Below are 24,924 nucleotides of genomic sequence, written 5' to 3'. Positions count from 1 at the left end.
ACGTGATCAGAAAGTCAGGTTGTCGCCGACGGACAGCCGGTCGGAGCCGGCCGGGACGTCGCGGGTGACCGCGGTCTCGACGTTGCGGCTGTGGAGCGCGTACGACGAATCCGCGAAGGCGGCTGCCGCGAACGCGATGCGGCCACCGTCGAAGGTCGCCCCGGTGCATCGGAAGCGGTTGCCTCCGGCATCGATCAGGAGATGTGCCGTGTCACCGGCGGACGCTACGGACGTGTAGCTGTTGAGTTCCCAGGTCACGGTGCCAGGTCCGCCCTGGCGGGACAGTAGCGCCTTCGCCTGGTTGGTCCCCTTGAAGAGGGCACCACCGCCCACGTGCAGTCGCTGGTCACGGACTGCGGTGAGCTGGAGACCCACATCGGTCCAGCGTCCCCCGGTGATGACGACGTCGGAGTTCTTGAACGTGATCGGGGCCCCGGCTGTGCCACGGACAATGCAATCCTCGAAGTGCACAGGGCCGGACGAGTTGAAGACCCAGCCGTCCGCACCACTGAAGGTGCAGCGCCGGAAAGTCAGCGGTACGTCGATCGGCGTCTGACCGATCGTCGTACCGGGCGGTGCCGCGAAGCTGCAGTCGCTGACTAGGTTCGGCCGGCTCGATCGTCCCGAACGACGGCCGATGTTGAGCGTCACGCCCGTACAACCCCTGAGCTGCAGGCCGTCGGCGTTGACCTGGAACGTGCCGCCGGGATCGAACGTCGAGCGAGCCGTGACGTGGACGTCCTCGAGGGTCAGGTCGGTGATCTTCGTCAGCGCCACGAACCACGACATCCGGTGTTTGCGGATCGTGATCCGTTTGGCCGACGTACCCCACAGCGAGCCGGAGTTGGCGATGTCCAGCAGCCCGCTGTTGCCGACGAACGTGAGGTCGTGTTCGTACTGGCCGTGGGTGGTGAACGGGTTGCCGCCGGTGTCGTCGCCGTCTCCGTGACAGTTCTCCACCAAGCAGTGCGCCGACGCGGTCAGGTCGTTCAGGTGACGTGCGTTGGACGACAGGCAGTCGGCGATGTGCCCGTAGAGACAGTAGATCTGCTGGGTGAGATAACCGGCGCCGCCGTAGAAGACCGTCGGCGGATTCTTCAGCGAGCACTGGGTGGTGCGGAAGTGCGTGCACCAACGGCGCATGATCACCGGCCACCAGGTGCCGGTGGCGTGGATACCGGACACGTCGCAGCGAACGGCGTACTCGAAGGCGATCGGGTGTGAACCGGTGTACTCGAACTCGTCCGGGGCGCCGCTGCCGTCGACGTACGGATCCTTCACCCCGGCGTCCGCACCGATGAAGACCATGTTGCGGACGTGCACCTGCGTGACCGGCTCAACCTTTGTGTAGGTGAGTTTCCGGCCGGCCGCGAATGCCCAGCCGTTCTGGTAGTTGAACCGCACATGGGTGGCGTCCACGATCTCGGTGACCTGCAACAGCTTCTGAAGCTCACGCTCGTACCGGCCGCCGCCGGGCACGACGTCGCTCTCGACTGCCCACCAGGTGCCGACACCGAACGCAGCGGAGTCGGGCACCTCGAAGACATCGCTGAGTTCGGCCAGCGGGGCCGCGAGCGTGACCGTGGCCGACGTCTCTGCGCGGTTGCCGCGGAAGTACAGCACGGCACCGAACGGGTTGTCGTGGGTGTTCCGCTCGATCCCTTTGGTCACGACGGTATGGCCGCCGAAGTCGAGCTCGAGCTCACTGCGGAAGTACGTGTGCCGGCGGGCGAAGCGGAGATCGGTATGCGCCTCGATGCGACGGATCGCCGGATCGTTCACCATCGCGTCCAGCGCATCGTCGGCCGCCTCGGCGGTGCCGAACAGACCGAATCGGCGGAAGTCACCGACACCGTCGTGCAGTTGCAGCCATCGGCCGACAGCAGAACCCGGGTCGAGGACTGTTCCGCAGTTGCCCGGCGCCGTGGCGCGCGGATCCCAGCGGACCGTCATCCCACCGCCGTCACCGGCGGTGTGGTAGCCGAGCACCTTGACCAGAGTGCCCGCGGGTACGGCGGCGACAGGTGCCGCCAGCAACTGTCCCACCGTGGGGACGCTGCGGACCGGCACTGCGGACGCAGTTGATGCCAACAAACGGGTGCGAGTCATGCCGTGCACCTCAGCCTTCGGACGAATCGACAGATGGTCGTCCGTGTGCGGTGCGAACAGCGGCCGGCGCCCGGGATCCGAGCGAGGCTGAAGGCGGAGGTCCGGCGGCTGGTCCGAGACCCGGGCTGGGGTCAGGGTCCGCCGGTACGAGTGGGCATCACCGTAGGCTCATCGCCTGGCGCGGTCAAGCAATCAGCGGGATTCGTGGTCGGCGGCGTACCCGAGACCGACCGAGATCCGGGCCGCGGTGTCGCGGACGACGCGACCGAGTTCGGCGTACCGCCAGGACGGCTGCCCCAGCTTCAGACCAGTGATCGAAATCGCCCCGACGCAGGTGTTACCCGCGCCGAACAGGGGCGCGCCGATGCAGAACACGCCTTCGGCGTCCTCCTCGTCGTCGACCGCATAGCCGAGACCGCGGATGTCGTCCAGGTGTGCACGCAGCGCTGCCTCGTCGGTGATCGTCTTGGTCGTACGCCGCGGCAGACCGGTGCGGGCGATCAGCGCCGACACGGCCGCGTCGTCCATCGTCGACAGCAGCGCCTTGCCCAGGCCGGTGCAGTGCGGGAGCTCGCGGAAACCCATCCGGAGCTCGATCTGCACGCCCTCGGCCGTGGCGACCTGGTCCACGACCACCGCCTGATCGCTGTCCGGCACCGCCAGGCGCGAGCTGAACCCGACCTCCGCGGTCAATCTCGTCAGGTGCGGCCGCGCGACGTCCACCAGGCTGAGCTGGTCACGCGCCCGGGAGCCCAGCCGGGCCAGCGTCATCCCCAGCCGGTAGCGGCGGTTCATGCCCTCGCCGTCGTCGGCGACCAGGCCGAAGTGCGACAGCGTCTGCAAGGTCGAGAACGCCGAACTCTTGCTGAGCCCGAGCGCCGTGGCCAGCTCGGTCACCGACATCCCCCGCCGAGCCGGCGCACCGGACAGCACCTCGAGCAGCTCGGCAGCCCTGGCAACGCTGCGCACCCAGTAGCGCGAGTTCTCCGGCGAATCCGGATCATTGTTCGTCATAGCCGAACACTCTAGAACAACTCCCCTCCGATGTGCAGCAATCCGTTGACATCCCAGGAATTCCGACCCTACAGTCGTTGCCACGTTCGTTCGGTTCTACCGAACAGTGTTCGGAAAATGCTCTAGGCGGAGCTTTCATATCGCTCACTGCGGCCGGGCTGGGCCGCAGCGGAACCCCACGGCAGCGTCGTCGTACGCCGTCAGACTCTGGAGACCCCACATGCGCCCGATGTCCCTCTCGCAGCGCGCCGCCCAAGTGATCCCCGGCGGCGTCAACTCAGGCCAGCGACTGATCCCCGGCCTCACCGACCTGGTCGTCGCCGCCACCGAGGGAGCGCGATTCACCGACGCGCAGGGCCGGACGTACACCGACTACCACGCGGCCTTCGGCCCGCCGCTGCTCGGCCACAACGACCCCGACGTGGCGGCCGCGGTCGCCGACGCCGGCCGCCGGATCGATCTCACCGGCGTCGGCGTGACCGAGGGCGAGGTGGAACTGGCCGAGGAGATCGTCCGGCTGGTGCCGAGCGTCGAGAAGGTTCTGCTCACCTCGACCGGCAGCGAGGCGACCTTCCATGCGCTCCGGGTCGCTCGGGCCGCGACCGGCCGCCGGCTGGTGGTGAAGTTCCAGGGCTGCTACCACGGCTGGCACGATTCCGTCAGCCTCAACGTCATCTCCGCGCCCGACAAGGTCGGGACCCGGGACCCGATCTCCGCGGGGATCCTGCCCGAGGTGCTGGACGCGACGCTCGTGCTGCCCTTCAACGACGTCACCGCCGTTCGGCAGGCCTTCGCGGACCACGGTGACGACATCGCCGCGGTGATCCTCGAGCCGGTGCCACACAACGTCGGCTGCCTGCTGCCGGAACCCGGGTTCCTGCAGTCGCTACGCGACGAGACCTCGAAGGCCGGCAGCGTGCTGATCTTCGACGAGGTGATCACCGGCTTCCGGCACGCGCTCGGTGGCTGGCAGGCGATCAGCGGCGTCACCCCGGACCTGACCGCGATGGGCAAGGCGATCGCCAACGGCTACCCGGTGGGCGCCCTCGGCGGCCGCGCGGACCTGATGGAGCTGTTCAGTACGACGCCCGGCGCGCCCGCGTTCTTCGCCGGGACGTACAACGGTCATCCCTCGGTCGTCGCCGCCGCGCACGCCACGCTGCGCAAACTGCAGACCGAGCCGGTGCACGACCATGTCTTCCGGCTCGGCGCCGCCATCCGGACCGGTCTCGCGGAGATCTTCGCCGAGCTCGGCGTGCCCGCGGTCGCCCACGGTTACGGCTCGGTGTTCGTCAGCTACTTCATGGACGGGCCGGAGCCGACGACGTACGCCGACCTGCTCCGCAACGACGCCTCGTTCTTCATCGGCTACCGCCGGAGGCTGCTCGAGCACGGGGTCTTCGAACTGCCGCTCAACCTCAAGCGCAGCCACGTGTCGTACGCGCACACCGACTCCGACGTCGACGAACTGTTGACCGCCACCCGCGCGGCCGTTCGTGACACGCTGACCCTAGGCGGCGAGCGCGAGCTCGCCGGGACTTCGACCATGGGAGGTGCGTCCTGACCATGTTGACCGTGGATCACGATCGTCCGGTGGGGCCGGCAGGACGCATCTCCCGGGTGGAGACGCTCACCCTCGGCACCGCCTGGCGAGACTTCTCCTACGTGCGGGTGCACACCGACGAGGGTCTGTCCGGCGTCGGCGAGATCACCCACCCGTACCGTTCCCGTGAGACCTGCCTGCTCACCGAGGCGATGGCCGAACGCCACCTGCTCGGCGCCGACCCGTTCGACGTCGAGGAGATCTGGCTGCGGATGTACCAAGGCGACTTTCTCCGCGGCGGTGACATCGGCGGCATCGTGGTGTCCGGTGTCGACCAGGCGCTGTACGACCTGATGGGCAAGGCGCTCGGCGTTCCGGCGTACCGACTGACCGGTGGCGCGTGCCGCGACCGGGTGCCGGTCTACGCGAACGGCTGGTACACCGGCGACCGGAAGCCCGACGCGTTCGCGGAGCGGGCCAAGGACGTCGTCGGCCGCGGTTACACCGCGCTCAAGTTCGACCCGTTCGGCGCAGGCCTCGGCGAGTTGTCCCGCGCCGAGCGGATCCGTTCGCTCGACATCGTCGCCGCGGTCCGCGACGCCGTCGGCGACGACGTCGACCTCATGGTCGAGGGGCACGCCCGCTTCAACTTCGCCACCGCCGCCCGACTGGTCGACGACCTGCGACCGTTCGACCTCGCCTGGTTCGAGGAGCCCCTCCCCTGGACGCACATCGAGCGGTACGCCGAGCTGCGTGCCCGGGCCTCGATGCCGATCTCCGGCGGCGAGCACTTCCACAACCGGTACGAGTTCAAGCAACTGTTCGCCACCGGCGCCGTCGACATCGTCCAGCCGGACCTCTCGATGGCCGGCGGCTTCACCGAGCTACGCAAGATCGCCGCCATCGCCGATCTCCACGCGATGTCCGTCGCTCCGCACAACTCGAACTCACCGTTGTGCACCACCGCCTCGGTGCATGCCGTGGCCGGCCTCACCAACCTGAAGATCCTGGAGACCTTCGACGGCATGGTCGAGGATTACGTCTTCGACGCGCTACCCGGCGTACTGCCGGTGGTCGACGGGTCCGTGCCGTTGCCCACGGCACCGGGTATCGGAGTCGAGCTGGCCGACGAGGTGTTCGCCGAGCACCCACCGAGCCACCGCTTCTGGAACATGTTCGCTGACGGCTGGGAGAAGCGGAACCGCACATGATCGTCGACGTTCACTCACATCTGTTCACCTGTCCCGACGACATCGGCGACCCGTTCCGCGGCGAGGTCTCGCGGGCACACGGCGGACCTGTCGATCTGACGGTCAAGTACGCCGACTACGCGGCCACCGCACCGGACGGGACCCGGACGATCGTCGTCGGCGGCAAAGCACGGCGCAGCGGTGTCTGGGTCGAGGACGACGAGGTGGCGGCGTACGTCGCCGAACACCCGGACCAGCTGATCGGCTACCTGTCCCTCGATCCGACCCACCCTGGCTGGCGGGACGAGCTCCGGCACGGCCACCAGGAGCTCGGGCTGCGCGGGATCAAGCTGATGCCGATGTACGCCGGCTTCGACCCGGCCGACCCGGCGTACGACGACCTCTATTCCTACGCCGAATCCCACAACCTGCCGCTGCTGATCCACACCGGGACGACCTTCGTGTCGAAGGCGCCACTGCGCTGGGCGATGCCGGTGCACATCGACGAAGTGGCGATCCGGCATCCCGACCTACGGATCGTGCTCGCGCACCTCAGCCACCCGTTCGAGGGCGAGTGCATCGCGGTGATCCGCAAACATCGGCACGTGTACGCCGACGTGTCCGCCCTGCACTACCGCCCGTTCCAGCTGTGGCACTCACTGCGGCTCGTCCAGGACTACGGGGTGTGGGACAAACTGCTGTTCGGCTCCGACTTCCCGTTCACGACAGTGGACGCCTCGATCGAGGGCCTGCGCCGGGTCGCCGCCGTACCAGGAATCCCGGGCCTCGATCCGTTGGACGCCGACCAGGTCGAAGCGCTCATTCACCGTGACGCGTTGCCGCTGCTGGGGTTGACGTGAGCGCTTCGTTCTCACTGTCCGGGCGGACCGTCGTCGTCACCGGCGCCGCCCGCGGCCTCGGAGCCGCGTTCGCGACCGGGCTCGCCGAGGCGGGTGCCGACCTGGTGCTGGTCGACCGCACCGAACCCGCCGAGACCGCGGCGGCCGTGATCTCGCTCGGCCGCAGATGCCGCAGCTATGTCGCCGACCTCGCCGAGACGCCGGAGCTGGCTCCCCTGGTCGACACGATCCGGCGCGAGGCCGGTCCGATCCACGTCCTGGTCAACAACGCGGGCGTCGCACGGCTGGAGCAGTTCAACGAGATCACCCCGGCAGGCTGGCGCGAGGTCATGGCCGTCAACGCCGAGGCCCCCTTCTTCCTGGCCCAACGCGTCGCCGAGCACATGATTGCCGACGGCATCGAGGGCCGGATCGTCAACATCTCGTCGAAGAACGGCCTGGTCGCCGAGGCCGGGCTGGCCCACTACAACGCCTCGAAGGCCGCCCTCGAACTGATCACCAAATCACTGGCCGCCGAGCTCGGCCCGCACGGCATCACCTGCAACGCCGTCGCGCCGGGGATGATCGAGACGCCGATCGCCGACGACTTCGACGTGGACCTCGCCGGCCTGTTCGAGGCGTGGCGGGCCCGGATCCCGCTACGCGGTGGCTTCGGGAGACCAGAGGACTGCGTCGGCGCCGTCGTCTACCTCGCCTCCGACGCCGGCCGCTACGTCACCGGCACCACGCTGCTCGTCGACGGCGGCGCGCTGGCCGACCAGCTACCACGGCTCCGCTTCCTCCCGCCGTACCGCTCCAGCCTGTGACCAGCGTCAGGGTTCTGGTCGATGCGGCGGCCGAGCTCGGCGAAGGACCGGTCTGGGACGAGCGCGCCGGCGTACTGCATTGGGTGAACATCACGGCCGGCCAGGTGCTCACCACGTCGATCGAGACCGGCGAGACAACAACCGTGACGCTGCCGACGATGGTTGGGGCGGTCGCACCCGCGGCCAGCGGCGGTCTGGTCGCCGCCGTCGCCGAGGGCTTCGCTTTCGACTCCTGTACAACGACCTTGCGTGTGCTCGGTCCGAGCGAACGGATGAACGACGCCAAGGTCGACCCGTACGGCCGGTTCTGGGCCGGCAGCACCGCCCGCGACTTCACGCCCGGGCGTGGCGCCCTGCATGTGCTCATGCCAGACCGAACGTCAACCGTCGCGCTCACCGGTCTCACACTGCCGAACGGTCTCGGCTGGAGCCCGGACGGACTTCGGATGTACCTCGTCGACACCTTGCAGTACCGGCTCTACTCTTTCGCCTTCGGCGCTGACGGTCTTGACCCGCACGACCGGCAGGTCCTGCATCAGTTCGACACTGCCGAGGGCATGCCGGACGGACTGTGCGTCGACGCCGAGGGCTGCCTGTGGGTAGCGATCTGGGGCGGCCACAAGCTCGTCCGCTACAGCCCGTCCGGCCAAGCACTGACCACCGTCGACCTCCCAGTCGAACAACCCTCGTCGTGCACCTTCGGCGGCCCCGCATGGGACCGACTGTTCGTAACATCCGCCCGCCAGGGCCTGAACGCCGCCCCACCCGACCTCAACGGCGCCCTCCTCGAAATCCTCACCCCCGCCGTCCCCGGCCATCCCACCAGCCCCTTCGGCGGCTGACGAAGATATCCAAGATCCCGGTGGTACTCCGCCGCACAGGCCGGCATTCGACGAGTTCGTGCGCAGAGTCGCGCTGCTGGGTGGTCTGGCGCGGCGTTCTCCATTCGTTTTATACGGTAGCGTATGTATATACGGCAATGCGGTGCCGTACAGACGGAGAGGGAGGACAGCTCAGGAATGGCAGCTCCGACGCGCACGCCGCGTGATCGATGGGTTGAGGAGGGCCTGCGGACGTTGGCCACCGGCGGACCTGACGCGGTGCGCGTCGAGGCGCTGGCGAAGCGGCTCGGGGTGACCAAGGGCGGCTTCTACGGGTTCTTCGCCGATCGCGATGCGCTGCTGCAGGCGATGCTGGACACGTGGGAGCGCGAGAGTATCGACGACGTGATCGAGAGCATCGAGTCCGAGGGCGGCGACCCGAAGACCAAGATCCACCGCGCCGGGATGCGCACCTTCTCGAACGACCGTCTGCTTCCGATCGACCTGGCGATCCGCGACTGGGCCCGACGTGACGCAGGCGTCGCGGCGCGTCTGCGCCGGGTCGACAACCGGCGCATGGAGCTCCTGCGCGAGATGATCGGCACCTTCTGCCCGGACCCCGACGAGGTCGAGGCGCGCAGCCTGATCGCCTTCTGCGTAGCGATCGGTGAGCACTTTCTCGCCGTGGAGCACGGCGGCCGCTCCAGGGCCGAAGTCCTCGCGCGGGCCGCGGATCTCATCCTCGACCGTCCACACAACCACTCGCCGAAGTAGCCAAACCAGAAGCCAAGCGTGCCGAGGTCAACCGACACACGCACCCAGAGGCTCGGCCTCTTGCGCAGCGCCGAGCCGGACGGCCCCGGGCGGCATCCCCGATCACCACGAGAATGAGCGTGAGAACGCCTGGCACCACAATGCGGATCATCTGTCCGCGCCGTTCACGCCAAGCCGGTCGCGCCCAGCACGGCACCGGCGAGGTAGAGAACGGTTGAGAGCGCAAGACCGATGCTCGGCACGTTGAACCAGTAGCGCACGCTGGTAAGCAGCATCGTCAGCAGGTACGCCGCACCGATCACGAGCAGGTACGGCGAATCGAACAACAGCTCGTCGTGCGCCAGGGCGAGATAGCCGAACGTCAGCGCGAAGACCAGCGCGCCGAGAGAATGACTGACGTTGAAGCCGACCCACAACCGCAACACGTTGGTCGCATCGGACAGCGGCACCACGGACACCGCAAGACGCTTGGCCAGGTCGTCGTCAGGACTCAGCGTCGGACTCGCGTAGAGCAAGACCAGATGCCCGGCACCGAGCACTCCCACGACGGTCGCCGCGGCCGCAAGCAGGCCGCCGCTCACCGCACGGCCCGGACGCGACCCTCGACTGCGTGCCATTCGCGTTCCATCGCGCGCATGAGTTGCGGATAGACGATCCAGTAGCGGAACGGCGCGATCCCGGACATGTACAGCCGGCCGAAGAACCCGTTCGGCCGCACCAGCACAGCCATCTCGGCGTGGTACCGGCCCTCTCCGTCCGGCACCCAGCCGATGTGCATCACCCCGTGCACGGTGCGGTTGGCCATCTCGGCCGCCCATTCGTCCTGCAACTGGTAAAGCGGCGAGAACGGCAGCCCGACGAACTCGGGACCGGAAGGGCCGCTGCGCAGGTCGTCCGGCAGCCGGTCGCGCAAGGTGGGCACCCTCGCCTTCAGACCATGCTCCGGGTTGTCCCACCCGAACAGCTCGCCGAGCTTCCAGCGGATCGCCCAGAGCATCCGGGCCGGCCACGCCCAGTTCGCCGACGGGTCGGTCGAGCCGGTGACATCCGCGACGAAGAGCCGGAGGTCGTCCGGTCCGCCCGCCGCAGGCAACGCCCAGACATCCTCGAGGGTGAAGTCCTGAGTGATCTCATGGATCCGCCAGGGCCGCGCCAGGTGCTCCGACTTCGGAATTCTCATCTGCATCCACCCCATCCATACGACTGCGTATAGATGGGAGCGTAGCTTCATCTATACGCGGACGTATAGATGAAGCCGTTGTGATGCCCGCCGCAGACCGTAGGTCCTGAGTCATCTGCGGCCGCAAGGCCTCGTACTTTGGGCGAGGTCGAGGGCGAGGGCGGCGGTCCAACTGAAGGAGCGGGCGCCGTGTGCGCTGCCGGTGAGTGGGTCGACGTACTCGGCGAAGTCGGTCGCTTCAGCCAAGGTCAGCAGATCGGCCCGGAGGGCGTCGGCGTAAGCCGTCTGACCGAGCTGGACGAGCCCACGGTGGATCAGCCAGGCGGTGTTGAACCAGCTGGGTCCTCGCCAGTAGCGACCGGCGTCGAAGTCGTCGGCGGTCAGGTCGTAGCTGGGCACGAGCCGTGTCTCACCGAGCCGGAAGCGTGGGCCGAGGGCGGTCGCCAGGAGTGCGTCGGCCACGGGCAGCCCGGGGATCGTGAGCGGGATGAGACCGGCCACGGTGTCGGCGGGGATCAGCTCGCCGGCAAGCAGGTCGAGAGACCGGAACATGCCGGCCACGAACAGCCGGCTGACCAGCGCATCGGTGAGTTCGGCGGCGTACCGGCGGTGGGGCTCAGGGTCGTGGCCGAGCACCACGGCGATATCTGCGAGCGCGTGTTCGGAGCAGATCAGCAGCGCGTTGAAGCAGGGGTCCTCGACAGCGAAGGCGTGCGGGGTCTCCCGGTCGTCGTACCCGTTGTCGCGATAGGTGGCTGCAAGCTGCACGTACCGGCCGTAGTCCAGGTCGGTGGGACGGTCGGCGCCCGCCGCGTGGTCGGTATCACGCCGGGTGAACGAACCGGCGGGCGCGGGTGTGACCCGCGCGAGTGGCGAGTCCCAGGCCGGACTGTTGTCCATACCGGACTCCCACGGGTGAACGATCGCGACCAGTCCAGCGGCGCCGATCGTACGGCGGTCGCGCAAGTAGCCGTGCCACGCCACCAGACCCGGATAGACCCGCTGGAGGAATCCCCGACGAGCCGACTCCGCTGGGTCGGCCTCGTGCGTGAGCCATGCGGCCAGGGCATGGATCGGCGGCTGGACGATCCCCGAGGTCTCCGTGCCGTTGGACAACTGGGCCCGCCAGAAGTCCGGACCCGGGAAGTACGCGTCACGCGGGACACTCGGGGAGAACGCGATATGCGGGATGCGACCGTCAGGCCACTGGGCCTGCAGGAGCCACTCCAGTTCGGTCTGGGCGCGGCTGATCGACACGTGTCGCAGTCCGATGGCGATGAACGCCGAGTCCCAGCTCCACTGGTGCGGGTAGAGCGATCGTGACGGCACCGTCGACCGGCCGGTCCAGTTCTGGTCCAGCACCTTGGCTGCCTGGTCTCTCATCGGTTTCCTCGAGGTGGAGACGGCGGATGGGATCTGCCGTACGTCAGTATTGGCCGAGCGCGAGCCCCTTGGCGAAGTAGCGCTGGGACACCAGGAACATCAGGGCGGTCGGCAGCGAGACGAGGATCGCGGCCGCCAGAACCACGGTGTAGCTGGCGCCGCCGCCTTCCGTCGACTGCAGGCCGGTGAGGACCGGCATGACCGGGCGGGTGGTGTCGCTCTGCGTCAGGATGAGCCCCAGCAGGAGATCGTTCCACACCCACGTCGCCTGCAGGATGAAGACGACGGCCAGCGCGCTGGACGACATCGGCAGATAGATCCTGGTGAAGATGCGCAGGGTCTTCGCACCGTCGACAACGGCCGCCTCGAAGACCGACTCGGCGATCCCGGCGAAGAAGTTGCGCATCACGAACGCCGAGAACGGCAGGCACACGATCGAGTAGATCAGCACCATGCCTGTCAGCGAGTCGTAGAGCCCCAGCCGGGAGTAGCTGTCGAACAGGGGAATCACCAGCATCTGCAGGGGAAACACCGACCCGCAGTAGATCACGAAGAACCACAGGAATCCGCGGCGCAGCTTGAGAACGATCACGGCGAAGCCGACCGTCGCTCCCAGGATGACGGCGATCGCCGGAGCCACCACGCTGTAGACGGCCGTGTTCGCCAGCGCGCGGGGAATGTCGGTCTCCGTCGCGACCTGGCTGAGGTTGCGCCACAGATCTCCCAGCGAGCCGGGTTGCCACAAGGTGGAGCCGGAGTAGTTCTGGACCGTCTTGCCGGCGTTGGCCAACAGCAGATACACCGGGACGAGCCACAGAGCGCCCAGCAAGGCCAGTACGGTCACACGGATGGCGATCCCGGTCCTTGATGGCGTCACTTGCCACCTCCTAGGCTGCTGCTGCTGAGGCTCAGCTGCCTGCGCAGGTAGATGATCGAGGCGCCGACCGTCACGACGCTGAGGAAGATGGCCACTGCCGAGCCCAGGCCGTACTCACTGTTCACGAAGGTGTCGCGGTACATGGTCAGGGCCAGCGTCTCGGAGGAACGCGCCGGCCCGCCCTGGGTCATCGCCTGGACGATGTCGAAGGTCTTCAGACCGTTCACGATCGACAATCCGACGACCACGGTGGTCGACGGCCGCAGCAGGGGCCACGTGATGTTGCTGAACAGGCGCCATCCGGTCGCACCGTCGATCCTGGCGGCCTCCAGTGGTTCCTTCGGGATCGACTGCAGGCCGACGGTGAACAGCAGGGCGTTGACGCCGACGCCTTGCCACGAGGCGGCGATCACCATGACGACGGTGTTCAGCGGGGAGTCCTGGAGCCAGCGCAACTCCGCGCCCGGCAGGCTGAGGAATCGCAGCGCCTGGGTGAGCGCGCCGTCCGACCCCAGCATGAAGCTCCAGATGACGCCGACGGCCGCGCCGGACAGCGCGTAGGGAATCAGGAACGGCAGGCGAAGCCAGCCGCTGCCCCTGAACCCGTAGGCCAGTACGGCGACCAGCAGGCCGAGCCCGACCGGGAGGACCAGCGTGCCGACCACCCAGATCGTCGTGTTCTTGACAGCGTCGAGGAACGCGGAGTCCGCGAACATGGCGGCGAAGTTGTCGAGACCGACGAACTCCGGGGTGCCGAGGCCGTTGTACTCGGTGAAGCTGAGATAGAAGGTATAGAGAACCGGAAGATAGAAGACCAGAAGCACCAGAGCGAGGCTCGGGAGGAGGAAGCCCCGAGCCTGGCTCTGGTACGAGGTCGCGCCGGACCGTCCCACGCTGCTATCGCCCGGCCCAGTACTCGTCGGCCGCGGTCTGGATCGCCGTCAGGTAAGTCATCGGGTTGCCTCGGTTGGTCAGGAACGCGCTGAACTGCTCCAACGCGACGGTCCGGATCGGCACCGGCGTCGCCTCGAAGTACCTGTTGTAGTACTCATATTTGCCGGAGGCAAGCTTGTTCTTCAGGGCCTTCGTCTCCGGCGTCGGAGCCTCGGCGTCGGAGTTGAACGGCAGGTTGCCCTGCTGCTTGACCCACGGGTCCTGCCCCTCCGGGGACATCCACCACTGGGAGAACTTCAGCCCCAGGCTCTTCTGCTTGGAGCTCTCGCCGACGCACACCGGTGCGGTCTCGATCGCGATCGGCGTGGCCGCGCCCGGCTTCACCGCCGGGATGACGAACATGTCGACGTCCTTGCCCATGGTCATGCCGGCCAGTGCGGCGTCGGCGGTGAACCAGGTGCCTTCCGGCGCCATCGCGATCTTCCCCTCGCGCATCAGGTCGCGGGCGAAGTCGGTCTGGCCGGGGTCGTTGAAGTACCCCTTCTTCTGCAGGTCGAGCCAGCTGTTCATCACCGCAACCACCCGCGGATCGGTGTACTTCGCCTTGCCGGTGGACAGGTCGTTGTACAGCTGCAGATCAGTGCCCGCGAGCAGCGTCTGGAACCAGACGAAGGAGAAGTTCTTCGTCTGGTTCCAGAACGGCGTCACCCCGCGCTGCTTGAGGGTGGCCGCGACCGTCATCAGCTGGTCCCACGTCGTCGGGACGCTGAGGTTGTACTTCTTGAACACCGACTTGTTGTAGAACATCACCCAGTTGTCGACGCTGATCGGCGTGCAGTACTGCTTGCCGTCCACCGTGTACAGCTGACGCACCGCATCGGTCACGTAGCCCTTGTCGACCGCATCGGTCCACAGGTCCGTCGTCTCCGCGATGACGCCTTGCTCCGCGAGCTCGTCGAGTGCCGTGCTGACCTCCCAGGTGAACAGCCCCGGGCTCTCCTTGGTCCGGAAGGACTGCCGGATGAAGGCCCGGTACGGATCACCGGAGTACTGCGTGCTCTTCAGGCTGATGTCGATGTCCTGCTTCGAAACCTTCGAGAAGGAGTCGAAGTCCCAGGGCTTGTTGTGCGCGAAGGCGAGCTCGCCGGTGGTCGCGCCACCGTCGTTCGACGAGCCGCCGCAAGCGGTGGCGACCAGAGCCGTGGCCAGCACGGCTCCGGTCCCCGCGATGATCTTCCGGGCTTTCATTTCTTCGACACTCCTTCGCTCGGGGACACGCGACCGATGCCTTGGGCAATTGTCATCGGGTCACGCAGGGCGATCACGAGTCCGGTCCAGGTCTGCGGTGCGGCGCCGAGACCGGCTCCGTTCTCGGGGTTCCAGTACTCGGCCCAGCCGCTGTGCAGCGAGCCGTCGACCGAGCGCGAGGCCAGCGTGTGCGCGGCCCCGGCCAGGTCCCACCGCCGCGCCGCCAGCCAGAACAGGTAGTTCAGCGGCGGCCAGGCGGGTCCACGCCAGTAGGTCTGGGGGTCGTACGACGGGTGGCTACGGGCAACGTTCGCCGGACCGTACGGCGCTCCGAACCGGTGCGGATCGTCGAGCTGGCGCAGCGACGCGAGAGCCCTGCTCCGATCCTGAGTGACCAGTGCCGGCATGACGCCGTCGCTCGTTGGCACTCTCGCGGAGGCGCCTCCCCCGACGACCGGAAGATCGGACCAGAGCTGCTCGTCCTCGTCCCACAGGTGGGTGTCGATCGCTTCGCTCAACTGCTCGGCACGGGCGGCCAGCTCCTGGTCGTCCTGCAACTCGGCCAGTTCCTTCAGGTTGAAAGCGACGTACGCGTTGAAGGCAGCCGGGCAGACGACGAAGGTCGACGACCATTGCGCGCCACCGTCGTCGTCGAAGGTGACGTCGTGGACCCGTGCCTTGTTCCAGGCCGTCCTGGCCGGGCGGCTGTAGCTGTCCGGCGTCCGTCCGGGCGCACCGAAGTCGTCCCAGCGCGGGCTGTGATCGTTGCCGGCTTCCCACGGGTGGACGACGTAGATCAGGCCGTCGTCGGTCCTGCGGGTCCGCCACAGCCAGTCGAGCCCACGCTTGGCGCGGTCGAGCGTCTGCTCCGACGGCTCGAACCCGTGCCGGCTCAGAACCCTGGCCGCGTGGCCGAACATCGGCGGCTGGGTGAGCGACGAGGTCGTCTCGAGTGGACCCAACCACGAGTCCGCGCGCCTGCCGCCGTACCGCATGTGCGGAACGAGACCGTTGGGCAGCTGGCCGGCCAAGGTGGCGTCGAGCTCGCGCAGAGCGCGCTCGTCACCGAGGTGCGCCCAGATGATCGCGTGGAAGCAGGAATCCCACAGCCACAGATGCGGATACGTGGTGGGATTCGGGACGCAGTACCCGCGGGCCTCGTCCCAGTGACTCTCGAGCAACTGCCGGACCTGGTGGTCCAGCGTCGCGTCGGTGTCCGTCATCGAACGTCGTCCTTCCTCGGCCGTGCGGCTTGGTGTCCGGTGTCGTGCACCGCCCGAACCAGTGCTCGCGCCAGTTCCGCATGCCCGCTGTCGTTCGGATGAACGTTGTCGTCGGCAAGCATCGTGGCGCTGTCCCAACCATCGACGACCACTGTGCGGGCGAAGTGGAAGGGTGCGACGACGGCGCGCAGGATCGCGTTGTACTGGTCGACGATCGCGTCCGTCGCCCGGTCGTACGGCGGGTGGCCCGAGTAGTCCTCGATGTGGGGCTGCTCGATCGCGAGCATCACCGCTTGCGGATCAGCCTTGTGCAGCGCGCGGAGCAGGATCTCCAGGGAGTCCTCGTACTGGCGACGGCCCTCCGGGGCGGTGCCGTACAGCCGCGCGTCGTTGAAGCCGGTCATGAGCACGAACATGTCGGCGGGCTCAGGAGTCTGCGCCATGACGAGGCGCGCAGTCTCGGTACTGAGGCTGCCGCTCGCTGCATGGTTGTTGAGGCGAAGCCCGAGCTGCCGCGCGGCCAGCCCCGCGAACCCTTCGCTGTGCTGTCGCGCTCCGGTCCCGAACACCCAGGAGTGCCCGTAGGCACCCAACACACGGTGGCTCACCAGCACCTCGATGTCAGCACGGTCCGTCCACCTCGTCGGCTCGGAACGGAAAATGGTCACCCGCGCGAAAGGGCGGCGGCTCCAGGTACGCATTGAGACCTGGGACCGCTTCGCCGCGCAGGAGGAACGGCGAGGCCTCGTCCGGCCTGGTGATGCGTGTACTGGTGGGGATGTACCGGATCGTCAGGGCTCGTCGCCAGCGGTCCGAACGATTCGGCATCGAGCTGTGCACGATGTTCGGATGGTGCACCTCGACGTCCCCCGGTCGCATCACCAGGTCCACGGCGGCGGCCTCGTCGACGTCGGCATCGATCCGGCGGCGGAGCACGCTGCCGGGATCCGTCTGCCTCATCTCCGACAGCGACGACCGGTGCGATCCCGGCAGGACGCGAAGGCAGCCGTTCGCCGGTTCGGAGTCGGTGAGCGCGAGCCAGAGCGTGACGACGTTCATCGGCTCGAGTGGCCAGAACGCTCCGTCCTGGTGCCATTCGACGCCCTTGCCGGTCCTCGGTGGTTTGCACAGGTAGTGCGTGGCGAACAAGGCGATGTCCGGGCCGACGAACAGCTGGGCGATGTCGAGCAGGCGCTGGTCGGAGACGAGCTGGATCCAGAACGGATCGTCGCGAGAGAGCCGATGCCCCAGTTGTTCCGGCGTCAGTTCGGGGTGCCTGGCCAGCAGCCAGTCGACGTGCGCGTTCGCCGTACCGACGAGGTCCGGGTCGATCACGTCCGGGACGACCACATAGCCGTCTTCCGCGTATTGCCGGGTGACATCGCGGGTCGCCTGCATCGTGGCCTCCTTCCGGCGGTGGGTTCTGCCGTCGACGCTATATGCTCGAATGTGATGCTTCTTCCTGCAGAAGGACCGAAAATTGCTCTCCAGTGACACTGACGTGACCGTGCTGCGGCTCGAGGACTATGTCGCGGCCGGTGAGACCTACTACGTCGGCCGGAGGACGGAGACCGTGAAGTTCGTCGGCCGGCTGCATACGCACGACGACTTCGCCGAACTCACCTGGATCGAGTACGGCGCGCTCCTGCACGTGGTGAACGGCACACGCCGACTGCTCGAGGCGGGCGACGTCGCGTTCATCCGGGCCGACGACGTCCACCTGTTCCGGCCCGTCCCCGGACGCTCGTTCGCCCAGGTGAGCGTGTCGTTCCCGAGCGAGACGCTGAGGGCGCTCGAGGCGCGGTACTTCGGCCCCAAGGACTGGGCGTGGTCGGCCGGCGGCCTCCCGGTCACGCACCGGCTCGACAGCGTTCGCCTGCAACGGCTGACCGAAATGACATCCGTTCTGGTCTCCGGCCCCGCCGGCCGTCTGCAGCTCGAACGGTTCCTGCTCGAGCTACTGTGCGATCTGGTCGGCCGCCAGACCGGTGACGGCCTGCCGGTGTGGTTGACCGAGGCAATCACCCGCCTGGCCGACGACCCGATCGCCCTCGCCGAGGGGGTGGCAGGTCTGGCCGAGCTCGCCGGCCGCAGCAGGGAGCACGTCAACCGAGTCATCCAGGCAAGCACCGGTCAGACCGCGACAGCGATGATCAACCAGCTTCGGCTGAACCGCGCCGCGGCCTTGCTCCGAATGACAGATCGTCCGATCGCCTCCGTGGCCTCAGAGTGCGGCATCCCGTCACTCAGCCACTTCTACCGGCTGTTCAACGAACGCTTCAAGGCAACCCCCCGCCACTACCGCATGGCCTCGACCGTATCCGGACAACGACCAGTCGGCAGCGGCGTCTCCTCGGCAGCCGACTCGTAGATCAGCGGGACAGCAGCTTGGCGACCTTGGGTAGGACTTGGTCGACTGGACCGCTGAGGCCGCATTCCATCGCCAGCCAGCCCTGGTAACCGATCGCTTCCAGGGCATCCAAGGTCTCTGGCCAGTCGTAGTGGCCGGCGCCGGGCTCGAGCCGGTTGCTGTCGCCCAGCTGGACGTGACCGATCAGCGGGCCGGCCCTCTTGATCGACTCACCGATCCGGGCCTCCTCGATCGACATGTGGAAGGTGTCCGCGGTGATCATGACGCCGGTGGACGCGACCTCCTCGACGACAGAGACGGCGTCGGCCAACTCATTGATCACGAAGTCCTCGAACCGGTTCAGCGGTTCCAGGTAGACCTTCGCGCCGACGGACTCGGCGTGCTCGCCGACCTCGCGCAACGCCTCGACCAACGCGGCCCGGGAGTCCTCGACCGATCGAGGCGGCTCGAACGGCGGCAGCCGGCGGGAGAACAGCCCGAACGCGTGCGGCGAGACGATGCCGGTGCCGCCCGCGGCCGCGATCGTGCTCAGGTGGATCTTGAGCTGCTCGATCGCATCCCTGCGCCGCTCGGCATCGAAGTCTCCGATGAAGTGATCCATGTGAACGACGGCGGTCGGCATCACCACGCCGGCGTCCCGCGCTCGGCGCAGTTCGTCGATCCGCGCGCCGAAAATGCCGTCCCCGCGGGCCGACAGCTCGATACCGTCGAACCCCATCGTCCGCACGAAGGCGAACTTGTCCTCCAACGTCTCGCCGGGCAGCGTCAGCTCGGCGGCCGCAAGCCGGAAGGTCATGCCGTTACCTCCTCGTCGAAGCTGAGAACGACCTGAAGCGCCTCGTGCGGCCGCTCGTCGAGCATCCGGAATGCCTCTGCGGCGCGGGCCACTGGCACGGTGTGGGTGATCAGGGCGGTCACGTTGAGCCGCTTCGCCGAGGCGAGCTGGATCGCAGTCCTCGCCAGCCGGTCGTAGTCCCACCGATGCTGCAACGCCGGCGCGACGCCCGAGATCTGCGAGCAGATGAGCGCCACGCGGTTGTGATGGAACTCCTCGCCCAACCGCAGTCCGGCACCTTCGCCTTGCATGAACCCGGCCACACAGACCCGCGAGCCATAGGCGACCGACCGAATCGCCTCGTGCAGGGCCTGGTAGCTGCCCGACACCTCGAGGCAGACATCGGCACCGCGGCCGTCCGTGAGATCACGGATCCGCTCTGCCACCCCGCCGTCCGCGGGATCGAGGGCACAATCGGCGCCGAGTTCCAGCGCGAGCTCGCGGCGGGCCGCCAACCCGTCGACGGCGATCACCCGGCCGCCGTTCAGCCGGGCCAGCTGCGCAGCCAGTTGGCCCGGGACGCCGAGGCCGAAGACGACCACCGTCTCGCCGACGTGGATGTCGGCGTCCAGCACCAGATTCAGAGCGATCCCTCCGATCTGGCTGAAGATGCCGATCCGCGGATCCACGGCCGGGTCCAAGATCCGCTGAGCGGCCCAGTCGGCCTTCTTGACCGTGTGACTGCGATGCCCCCAGGTCCCCCAGACCACGTCGCCGACCTTGACGCCTTCAGCGGCGGCACCGAGCGAGACGACCTCACCGACCTCCTCGTAGCCCCAGCCGTCGACGGGGTAGCTGATCGAGGTGTCGCCGTCGACGAAGAGACGGGAAGACTCGTCCCATCGCTTGTTCAGGTAGGGGTTGCTGCCGCGGTAGGCAGTCAGTTCGGTACCCGCGGAGATCCCGGAGTACAAGGTGCGAATCAGCACCTGATCCGGCTGAGGGACGGGGTCGGTATCGGGAACGACCTCGGCGACACGAGGTGAGCTGAATCTGACCAGGGATGACATAAGGGGGTGTCTCCTTCGAGGCGTGGTTGTCGGCGCGGTCAGCCTTTGACGGCACCGGAGATGAAGCCCTGGGTGACTTGTCGTTGCAGGATCACGAAGATCACGATCACCGGGACGATGGTGATCAAGGTGCCGGCGGCCAGCGGTCCGATGTCCATCGAGCGACCGCCGGTGAAGTTGTACAGCCCCGCCGTCAACGGCCGGTATTTCCCGCTCGGCAGGTAGAGCAAAGGCACCAGGAAGTTGTTCCAGTTGCTCAGGAACGTGAAGACCGTCAGCGCGGCGGCACCCGAGCTCACCAACGGCATCATCACCTGGGCGAAGATGCGGCTCTCGGAGGCGCCGTCGATGCGCGCAGCCTGCTCGAGCTCGTCGGGGAGATCGGAGAAGAACGCCCGCATGAAGAACGTCCCGAACGACAGGTTGGTCGAGATCAGCACCAGATTGGCGCCGACCAGACTGTCCAGCAGCCCCATCGACCGCAGCTGGAAGTACAGCGGAATCATGTAGGTGAAGAAGGGCACCAGCAGGCCGAGTACGACGAGATAGAAGACGACCGTACGCCCGGGAAACGGCAACCGGGCGAACGTATAGCCCGCCATCGTCGAGATCACGATGACGACGGCCGTACTGGGGACGCTCAGCAGCAGGCTGTCGAGCAAATAGCTGCTGAAGCGCCCCACCGTCCAGGCCGACTGCAAGTTCTCCAGCGAGAACGAGGTGAAAAGTCCGAACGGATTGCTGCGGACGTCCTGCGGGGTCTTGAGCGCCGTCGAGACGATCAGCAGCACCGGGAACAGCGTCAGCGCCGCCATCGCGATCAGCACCAGATGGCGAGCCAGCAACCCGCCGGATCGGCGGACATCGCGCCCACGCACAGTCTCCTGGCCGGCCGATTCACTGCCGCGGGAGGCGGCGACTGGCACGTCGACCATCACGCCCCCATCCCTTGCAGCGAAAGCCTTCGCTGCAGCCGGTTCAGCATGATGGTGAACGGCACGGCCAAGACCGTGATCAGAAGAGCCAGCACGGTGCCGTAACTGATCCGGTTGAGCTGGAAGGCGCTCGAGTAGGCATACGTTCCGAGCACCTCCGTGGCATCCGCCGGCCCACCGCCGGTCATGATGAAGATGATGTCGAAGACGCTGAACCCGCCGACGAGCGTGAGGGTCAGCACCATCAGGAAGACCGGCATGATCTGTGGCAGCAGGACGTGCCACAGCCGCTGGCCGGCGTTCGCGCCGTCGATCCGCGCGGCATCCACGAGCTCCACATCGACGTTGCGCAGTGCGGAGAGAATGATCATGGTGACGAAACCGCAGGTCGCCCAGATCGCAGTCGCCAGTACGGCGAAGATGGCTGTGTCCGGATCTCCGAGCCAGCCGCGACTCAGACCGCCGAGTCCGACCGCCCCGAGGACACGGTTGATCCAGCCGTTGACCGGGTCGTACATCCACCCCCAGACGATGCCGATCGCCACGCCGGGAAGCATGAAGGGCAGGAAGAACAGCACACGGTAGACCGGCCCGCCACGACGGCCGGACCAGATCAGCACGGCGGTCAGCAGCCCGATGATCATCGGTGCGGCGGTGCCGATCGCGATCCAGATCGCGTTGTTGCCCAGCGCGTGCCAGGTCGCGGTGTCCGTGAACATCTCGGTGAAGTTGCTCAGCCCGACGAACGGCGGGGTCGGATCGAGACCGTCGAAGTCGACCACCGCGTAGTACAGGGCGCTGACCATCGGGAAGACAAAGAACACCGCTGTGACGACCGCGACCGGAAGTGCGAGGACGATGCCGAGCCGCGCCTGAGCCCTGCGGGTGACCGGAGGAACGTTGCTGGCGGCCCGCATCCTATTTGGCCGACTTCTCGTAGGCCGACTGCAGCTGCGCGGCGACCTGCGCCGGCTCCGCCTGATCGCTCAGGATGCCCTGGATGCCCTTCCACATGGCGTTGTTGAAGACATCGGTGGTCAGTACGTCGATGTTGTACCCGAAGTCACCGCTGCCGTCGGCGATCTTGGCCGAGTCGTCCAGCACCTGCTTGAACAACGGCGACGCCTTCATCCCCGCCGTGTCGATCGGGTACGCCGGGATGTCCTGCAACTTCTCCGCGGCCCAGCGGCCGTGCTCGGGGCTGATCAGGTAGTCCAGGAACTTGACCGACGCCTCCGCCTTGGTGGTCGAGGCGGACACAAAGGTCCCGGACCCGAGACCTCCACTGAAGATGCCCGCACCGTCCTTGGCCGGGAACGGGATGAAACCGACCTCGAACTTGGCGTTCCGCTCGATGTCCAAGGCCAGCCAACTGCCGGTCGGGTTCATAGCTGCCTTGCCGGAGTAGAACAGCGCGTTCGCGTTGTCGTAGCTGACCGCGGCCGGTGACGGAGTCAGCAGGCCTTTGTCGTTCCAGTCCTTCCAGACCGCCAGGGAGTCCACAACCGGCGGGCTGTTCCACGACGTACGGCCGTTGAGCAGGTCGTCCATGCCCTTGGACCCGACGGCGCTGGACAGCGACATGCTGAGCAGGTGGCCGCCCTGCCACCCCTCCTTGTCGCTCACCGCGAACGGGACGACGTTGTTCTGCTTGAGCTTCTCCGCGGCGGCGGTCAGCTCGGTGAGATTCTTCGGCTGGGCGATCCCGAACTTCGCGAACAAGGTCTTGTTGTAGAAGACGCCGACCTCCTCGATCTGGCTCGGCACCCCGACGATCTTCCCGTCGAAGGTGACCCGCTTCTTCGCGAAGTCATAGACCGGCCAGTTGCGCTCCCGGTAGGCATTGGTCAGGTCGTACACGAGCCCTGCCTTGGCGAGCGCGCCGGCGAAACCCGGTCCGGTGTCGTACCCGAAGACATCGGGCCCCTGGCCGGAGCGCAGTTGCGTCTGAAGGACCGTCCTGACGTTCTCGGAAGGGATGACGTCGAGCTTCACCGTGATCCCGGGGTTCTTCGACTCGAACGTCTTCAGGTCGGACTTGATCAGCTCCAGATCCGCCGGGTCCTCCGGCTGCCCGATCATGTAGCGGATCTCCTGCTGGGCGCCGGCGTCCTGCTGGACGCCCCCGGACCCGGCGCCCGGGGCGCCTCCGGTGCAGGCGGCGGTGGCGAGCAGCGCTCCGGTGGTCAGCACGAGCGAGGCGACGTACGCGGTCTTCTTCACGAGGCGACTTCCTTGTCAGCGGCAGTGCGTCGGGAAAGTTCTAACGTTAGAAGTTCTAACGTTAGAAGTTGATGCTGACGGCGCTCGTAGGCTCTGTCAAGATGTCGTCCTACGGTTTTTCCGCAGCGATCGAAGGAGCAGGATGACGCCGTCCGCCGACCCGAGCCGCGTGCCCGGTCGCCCCGCCCGGCTGAAGGACGTCGCGGAACTGGCCGGGGTGTCGTTGAAGACGGTGACCAACGTGGTCCACGAGCGGCGCCACGTGAAGGCGGAGACCCGCGCGCGGGTCAAGGCCGCCATCGCCGAACTGGGCTACACGCCTTCCCTCGTCGGGCGACAGCTGCAGAGCGGCCGCAGCAACATCGTGGCGCTGGCCGTGCCGCGGATCGACGAACCGTACCTCGGCGCGCTGGCGCACGCGCTGATCCTGGCGGGAGAACGGCACGGTTACGCGGTCTTCACCGACGAGACCGGTCGCAGCGACCAACACGAACTGCGCGCCGCCGGCGGATACCCGGGACAGAACATCGACGGGGTGATCTACAGCCCGCTGGCCGTGGACCCGCAGCGGATGGCGGAGATGAGCCGGTTCACTCCGATGGTGCTGCTCGGCGAGCATCTGAGCGAAGGCGCCGCGGACTATGTCGCGATCGACAACGAACAGTCCGCCCGGGACGTCGTACGGCATCTGGCCGACGGCGGACGGCAGCGGATCGCGTACGTCGGCGGCAACCCGGCCCGGCCGGCGAGTGTCGGCCAGCTGCGGCTGGAAGGCTTCCGCGCCGAGGTGGAATCCCTCGGCTTGGAGAGCCGTGCCGACTGGCTGCTCCGATGCGACCGGTACAGCCGCGAGGCCGGCGTCGCGATGGCCGAACAGTTGCTCCCCCGAATCGGCGAGATCGACGCTCTGGTCTGCGCAAGCGACCTGCTGGCGATCGGCGCCATCCGAACCTTCACCGAGCACCGTGTCCGAGTCCCCGACGATGTGGCGGTGATCGGCTGGGACAACATCGTCGACGGCCGCTACCTGTCCCCCAGCCTCAGCAGCGTCGCAACGGATCTGGACCTCCTGGCGGACCGGGCGTTCGAGGCCCTGATCAGCAGAATCCAGGGAAACCGCGCCCCAGCCGAGGTCTACACCGTCCCCCACGAACTCATGATCCGCGAGTCGAGCCGACCGACTACCACGTAGCGTGGTGGCCTGCGTGATCCATATCGTTCGGGACATCATGAACGTCACGCGATACCGCAGACGCTCGGCCGGCCTGCTGCTGACTGTCGTAGTCATGCTCGGCGCCGCGACCACAGTCGGCCTTGTATCGGGAGGCGAGGGGGCGCTGATCCTGCTGCTCGGGCTTCGCAAGTGTGTCCCTCTTCTGGGATCGCTCGCCCTGGCTGCGCTGACCGGGGCAGTCCTCCTTGGCCTGAGGGGCTCCACGCTGCGCGTGCCTCTGGTCACCATGCTGCTCGTCGTCGGCGCCCCGACGTTGCTTCTCGGCGGTGCAATCCACGAAGTGACCATCACCCCAGACGGTCGGCCAGACCGGGTTGTTTCAGTCGGCTAGCGATCTGAGTCAGAAGGTTCACCGCCGCGATCGGTGGCCGTTGCCGGCGAGCACTCGGTCAGC

Annotated in this window: 25 protein-coding genes; 9 read left to right on the top strand and 16 right to left on the bottom strand. The window is 67.3% G+C overall.

What is annotated here, in order from left to right; all coding sequences use genetic code 11:
• Window positions 1-6 precede the first annotated feature (6 nt).
• Both BJY22_RS20675 and BJY22_RS20670 read right to left on the bottom strand, forming a co-directional pair.
• A complete protein-coding gene (locus tag BJY22_RS20675) occupies window positions 7-2,109 on the bottom strand; it encodes a peptidase C14 (RefSeq protein ID WP_167209184.1) in 2,103 nt (700 codons plus the stop codon).
• Between the two features lie 192 nt (window positions 2,110-2,301).
• A complete protein-coding gene (locus BJY22_RS20670) occupies window positions 2,302-3,123 on the bottom strand; it encodes an IclR family transcriptional regulator (protein ID WP_167209182.1) in 822 nt (273 codons plus the stop codon).
• A gap of 220 nt (window positions 3,124-3,343) precedes the next feature.
• Between BJY22_RS20670 and BJY22_RS20665 the strand changes: the two genes are divergently transcribed.
• The 6 genes from BJY22_RS20665 (at window position 3,344) to BJY22_RS20640 (ending at window position 9,117) form a co-directional block, all read left to right on the top strand.
• Window positions 3,344-4,687, top strand: a complete 1,344-nt coding sequence (locus BJY22_RS20665) for an aspartate aminotransferase family protein (RefSeq protein ID WP_202891194.1) — start codon at window positions 3,344-3,346, stop codon at window positions 4,685-4,687.
• Between the two features lie 2 nt (window positions 4,688-4,689).
• Window positions 4,690-5,877 (top strand): mandelate racemase/muconate lactonizing enzyme family protein, encoded by a 1,188-nt coding sequence (locus BJY22_RS20660; RefSeq protein WP_167209180.1) that lies wholly within the window; start codon window positions 4,690-4,692, stop codon window positions 5,875-5,877.
• Window positions 5,874-6,716 (top strand): amidohydrolase family protein, encoded by an 843-nt coding sequence (locus BJY22_RS20655; protein WP_167209178.1) that lies wholly within the window; start codon window positions 5,874-5,876, stop codon window positions 6,714-6,716. Before BJY22_RS20660 ends, BJY22_RS20655 begins: the two co-directional genes overlap by 4 nt.
• Window positions 6,713-7,522, top strand: coding sequence for an SDR family oxidoreductase (locus BJY22_RS20650; RefSeq protein ID WP_167209176.1), 810 nt, complete (start codon window positions 6,713-6,715; stop codon window positions 7,520-7,522). Before BJY22_RS20655 ends, BJY22_RS20650 begins: the two co-directional genes overlap by 4 nt.
• On the top strand, window positions 7,519-8,364 hold the full coding sequence (locus BJY22_RS20645) for an SMP-30/gluconolactonase/LRE family protein (protein ID WP_167209174.1): 846 nt from the start codon (window positions 7,519-7,521) through the stop codon (window positions 8,362-8,364). Before BJY22_RS20650 ends, BJY22_RS20645 begins: the two co-directional genes overlap by 4 nt.
• 177 nt (window positions 8,365-8,541) lie before the next feature.
• Entirely contained in the window at window positions 8,542-9,117 is a 576-nt protein-coding gene (locus BJY22_RS20640) for a TetR/AcrR family transcriptional regulator (protein WP_167209172.1), read from the top strand.
• A 164-nt stretch (window positions 9,118-9,281) separates the two neighbouring features.
• Here BJY22_RS20640 and BJY22_RS20635 read toward each other — a convergent pair whose 3' ends face one another.
• From BJY22_RS20635 to BJY22_RS20595, 9 genes are all read right to left on the bottom strand, one after another.
• A complete protein-coding gene (locus BJY22_RS20635) occupies window positions 9,282-9,734 on the bottom strand; it encodes an LIC_13387 family protein (RefSeq protein WP_167209170.1) in 453 nt (150 codons plus the stop codon).
• Window positions 9,695-10,297 (bottom strand): DUF2867 domain-containing protein, encoded by a 603-nt coding sequence (locus BJY22_RS20630; protein WP_167209168.1) that lies wholly within the window; start codon window positions 10,295-10,297, stop codon window positions 9,695-9,697. The genes BJY22_RS20635 and BJY22_RS20630 overlap by 40 nt, the downstream gene beginning before the upstream one ends.
• A 111-nt stretch (window positions 10,298-10,408) precedes the next feature.
• Complete coding sequence (locus BJY22_RS20625) at window positions 10,409-11,680, bottom strand: MGH1-like glycoside hydrolase domain-containing protein (RefSeq protein WP_167209166.1); 1,272 nt, start codon at window positions 11,678-11,680, stop codon at window positions 10,409-10,411.
• A gap of 43 nt (window positions 11,681-11,723) precedes the next feature.
• Complete coding sequence (locus BJY22_RS20620) at window positions 11,724-12,557, bottom strand: ABC transporter permease subunit (RefSeq protein WP_167209164.1); 834 nt, start codon at window positions 12,555-12,557, stop codon at window positions 11,724-11,726.
• The gene (locus BJY22_RS20615; RefSeq protein ID WP_167209161.1) at window positions 12,554-13,450 is read right to left on the bottom strand and encodes an ABC transporter permease subunit; all 897 of its coding nucleotides are present in this window, start codon (window positions 13,448-13,450) and stop codon (window positions 12,554-12,556) included. The genes BJY22_RS20620 and BJY22_RS20615 overlap by 4 nt, the downstream gene beginning before the upstream one ends.
• Before the next feature lie 4 nt (window positions 13,451-13,454).
• Window positions 13,455-14,699: an ABC transporter substrate-binding protein gene (locus BJY22_RS20610; protein WP_167209159.1), complete on the bottom strand. Its 1,245-nt coding sequence runs from the start codon at window positions 14,697-14,699 to the stop codon at window positions 13,455-13,457.
• The gene (locus tag BJY22_RS20605; RefSeq protein WP_167209157.1) at window positions 14,696-15,922 is read right to left on the bottom strand and encodes an MGH1-like glycoside hydrolase domain-containing protein; all 1,227 of its coding nucleotides are present in this window, start codon (window positions 15,920-15,922) and stop codon (window positions 14,696-14,698) included. The genes BJY22_RS20610 and BJY22_RS20605 overlap by 4 nt, the downstream gene beginning before the upstream one ends.
• Window positions 15,919-16,530, bottom strand: a complete 612-nt coding sequence (locus BJY22_RS20600; RefSeq protein WP_167209156.1) for a GDSL-type esterase/lipase family protein — start codon at window positions 16,528-16,530, stop codon at window positions 15,919-15,921. Before BJY22_RS20600 ends, BJY22_RS20605 begins: the two co-directional genes overlap by 4 nt.
• Before the next feature lie 13 nt (window positions 16,531-16,543).
• Window positions 16,544-17,320: a phytanoyl-CoA dioxygenase family protein gene (locus tag BJY22_RS20595; protein ID WP_167209154.1), complete on the bottom strand. Its 777-nt coding sequence runs from the start codon at window positions 17,318-17,320 to the stop codon at window positions 16,544-16,546.
• Between the two features lie 103 nt (window positions 17,321-17,423).
• Between BJY22_RS20595 and BJY22_RS20590 the strand changes: the two genes are divergently transcribed.
• On the top strand, window positions 17,424-18,293 hold the full coding sequence (locus BJY22_RS20590; RefSeq protein WP_337758826.1) for a helix-turn-helix transcriptional regulator: 870 nt from the start codon (window positions 17,424-17,426) through the stop codon (window positions 18,291-18,293).
• A gap of 1 nt (window position 18,294) precedes the next feature.
• Here BJY22_RS20590 and BJY22_RS20585 read toward each other — a convergent pair whose 3' ends face one another.
• The 5 genes from BJY22_RS20585 to BJY22_RS20565 all read right to left on the bottom strand — a co-directional run bounded on the left by BJY22_RS20585 (window position 18,295) and on the right by BJY22_RS20565 (window position 23,296).
• Window positions 18,295-19,089 (bottom strand): sugar phosphate isomerase/epimerase family protein, encoded by a 795-nt coding sequence (locus BJY22_RS20585; protein ID WP_167209150.1) that lies wholly within the window; start codon window positions 19,087-19,089, stop codon window positions 18,295-18,297.
• Window positions 19,086-20,057: a zinc-binding dehydrogenase gene (locus BJY22_RS20580; protein ID WP_337758824.1), complete on the bottom strand. Its 972-nt coding sequence runs from the start codon at window positions 20,055-20,057 to the stop codon at window positions 19,086-19,088. The genes BJY22_RS20585 and BJY22_RS20580 overlap by 4 nt, the downstream gene beginning before the upstream one ends.
• 119 nt (window positions 20,058-20,176) lie before the next feature.
• A complete protein-coding gene (locus tag BJY22_RS20575; RefSeq protein ID WP_167209146.1) occupies window positions 20,177-21,073 on the bottom strand; it encodes a carbohydrate ABC transporter permease in 897 nt (298 codons plus the stop codon).
• A complete protein-coding gene (locus BJY22_RS20570; RefSeq protein ID WP_167209144.1) occupies window positions 21,073-21,990 on the bottom strand; it encodes a carbohydrate ABC transporter permease in 918 nt (305 codons plus the stop codon). The genes BJY22_RS20575 and BJY22_RS20570 overlap by 1 nt, the downstream gene beginning before the upstream one ends.
• Before the next feature lies 1 nt (window position 21,991).
• Window positions 21,992-23,296 carry an extracellular solute-binding protein gene (locus BJY22_RS20565; RefSeq protein WP_167209142.1) on the bottom strand — a complete coding sequence of 435 codons (1,305 nt, stop codon included), beginning with the start codon at window positions 23,294-23,296 and terminating at the stop codon, window positions 21,992-21,994.
• A gap of 142 nt (window positions 23,297-23,438) precedes the next feature.
• Between BJY22_RS20565 and BJY22_RS20560 the strand changes: the two genes are divergently transcribed.
• Complete coding sequence (locus BJY22_RS20560; RefSeq protein ID WP_167209140.1) at window positions 23,439-24,488, top strand: LacI family DNA-binding transcriptional regulator; 1,050 nt, start codon at window positions 23,439-23,441, stop codon at window positions 24,486-24,488.
• A gap of 13 nt (window positions 24,489-24,501) precedes the next feature.
• Window positions 24,502-24,861, top strand: a complete 360-nt coding sequence (locus tag BJY22_RS20555; protein ID WP_167209138.1) for a hypothetical protein — start codon at window positions 24,502-24,504, stop codon at window positions 24,859-24,861.
• The last annotated feature ends 63 nt before the right edge of the window (window positions 24,862-24,924 follow it).

Origin of the sequence: Kribbella shirazensis, assembly GCF_011761605.1 — a bacterium.
Lineage (GTDB): Bacteria > Actinomycetota > Actinomycetes > Propionibacteriales > Kribbellaceae > Kribbella > Kribbella shirazensis.
The sequence above is the reverse complement of the archived record's forward strand: the minus strand, read 5'-3'. Positions and strand labels throughout refer to the sequence as shown.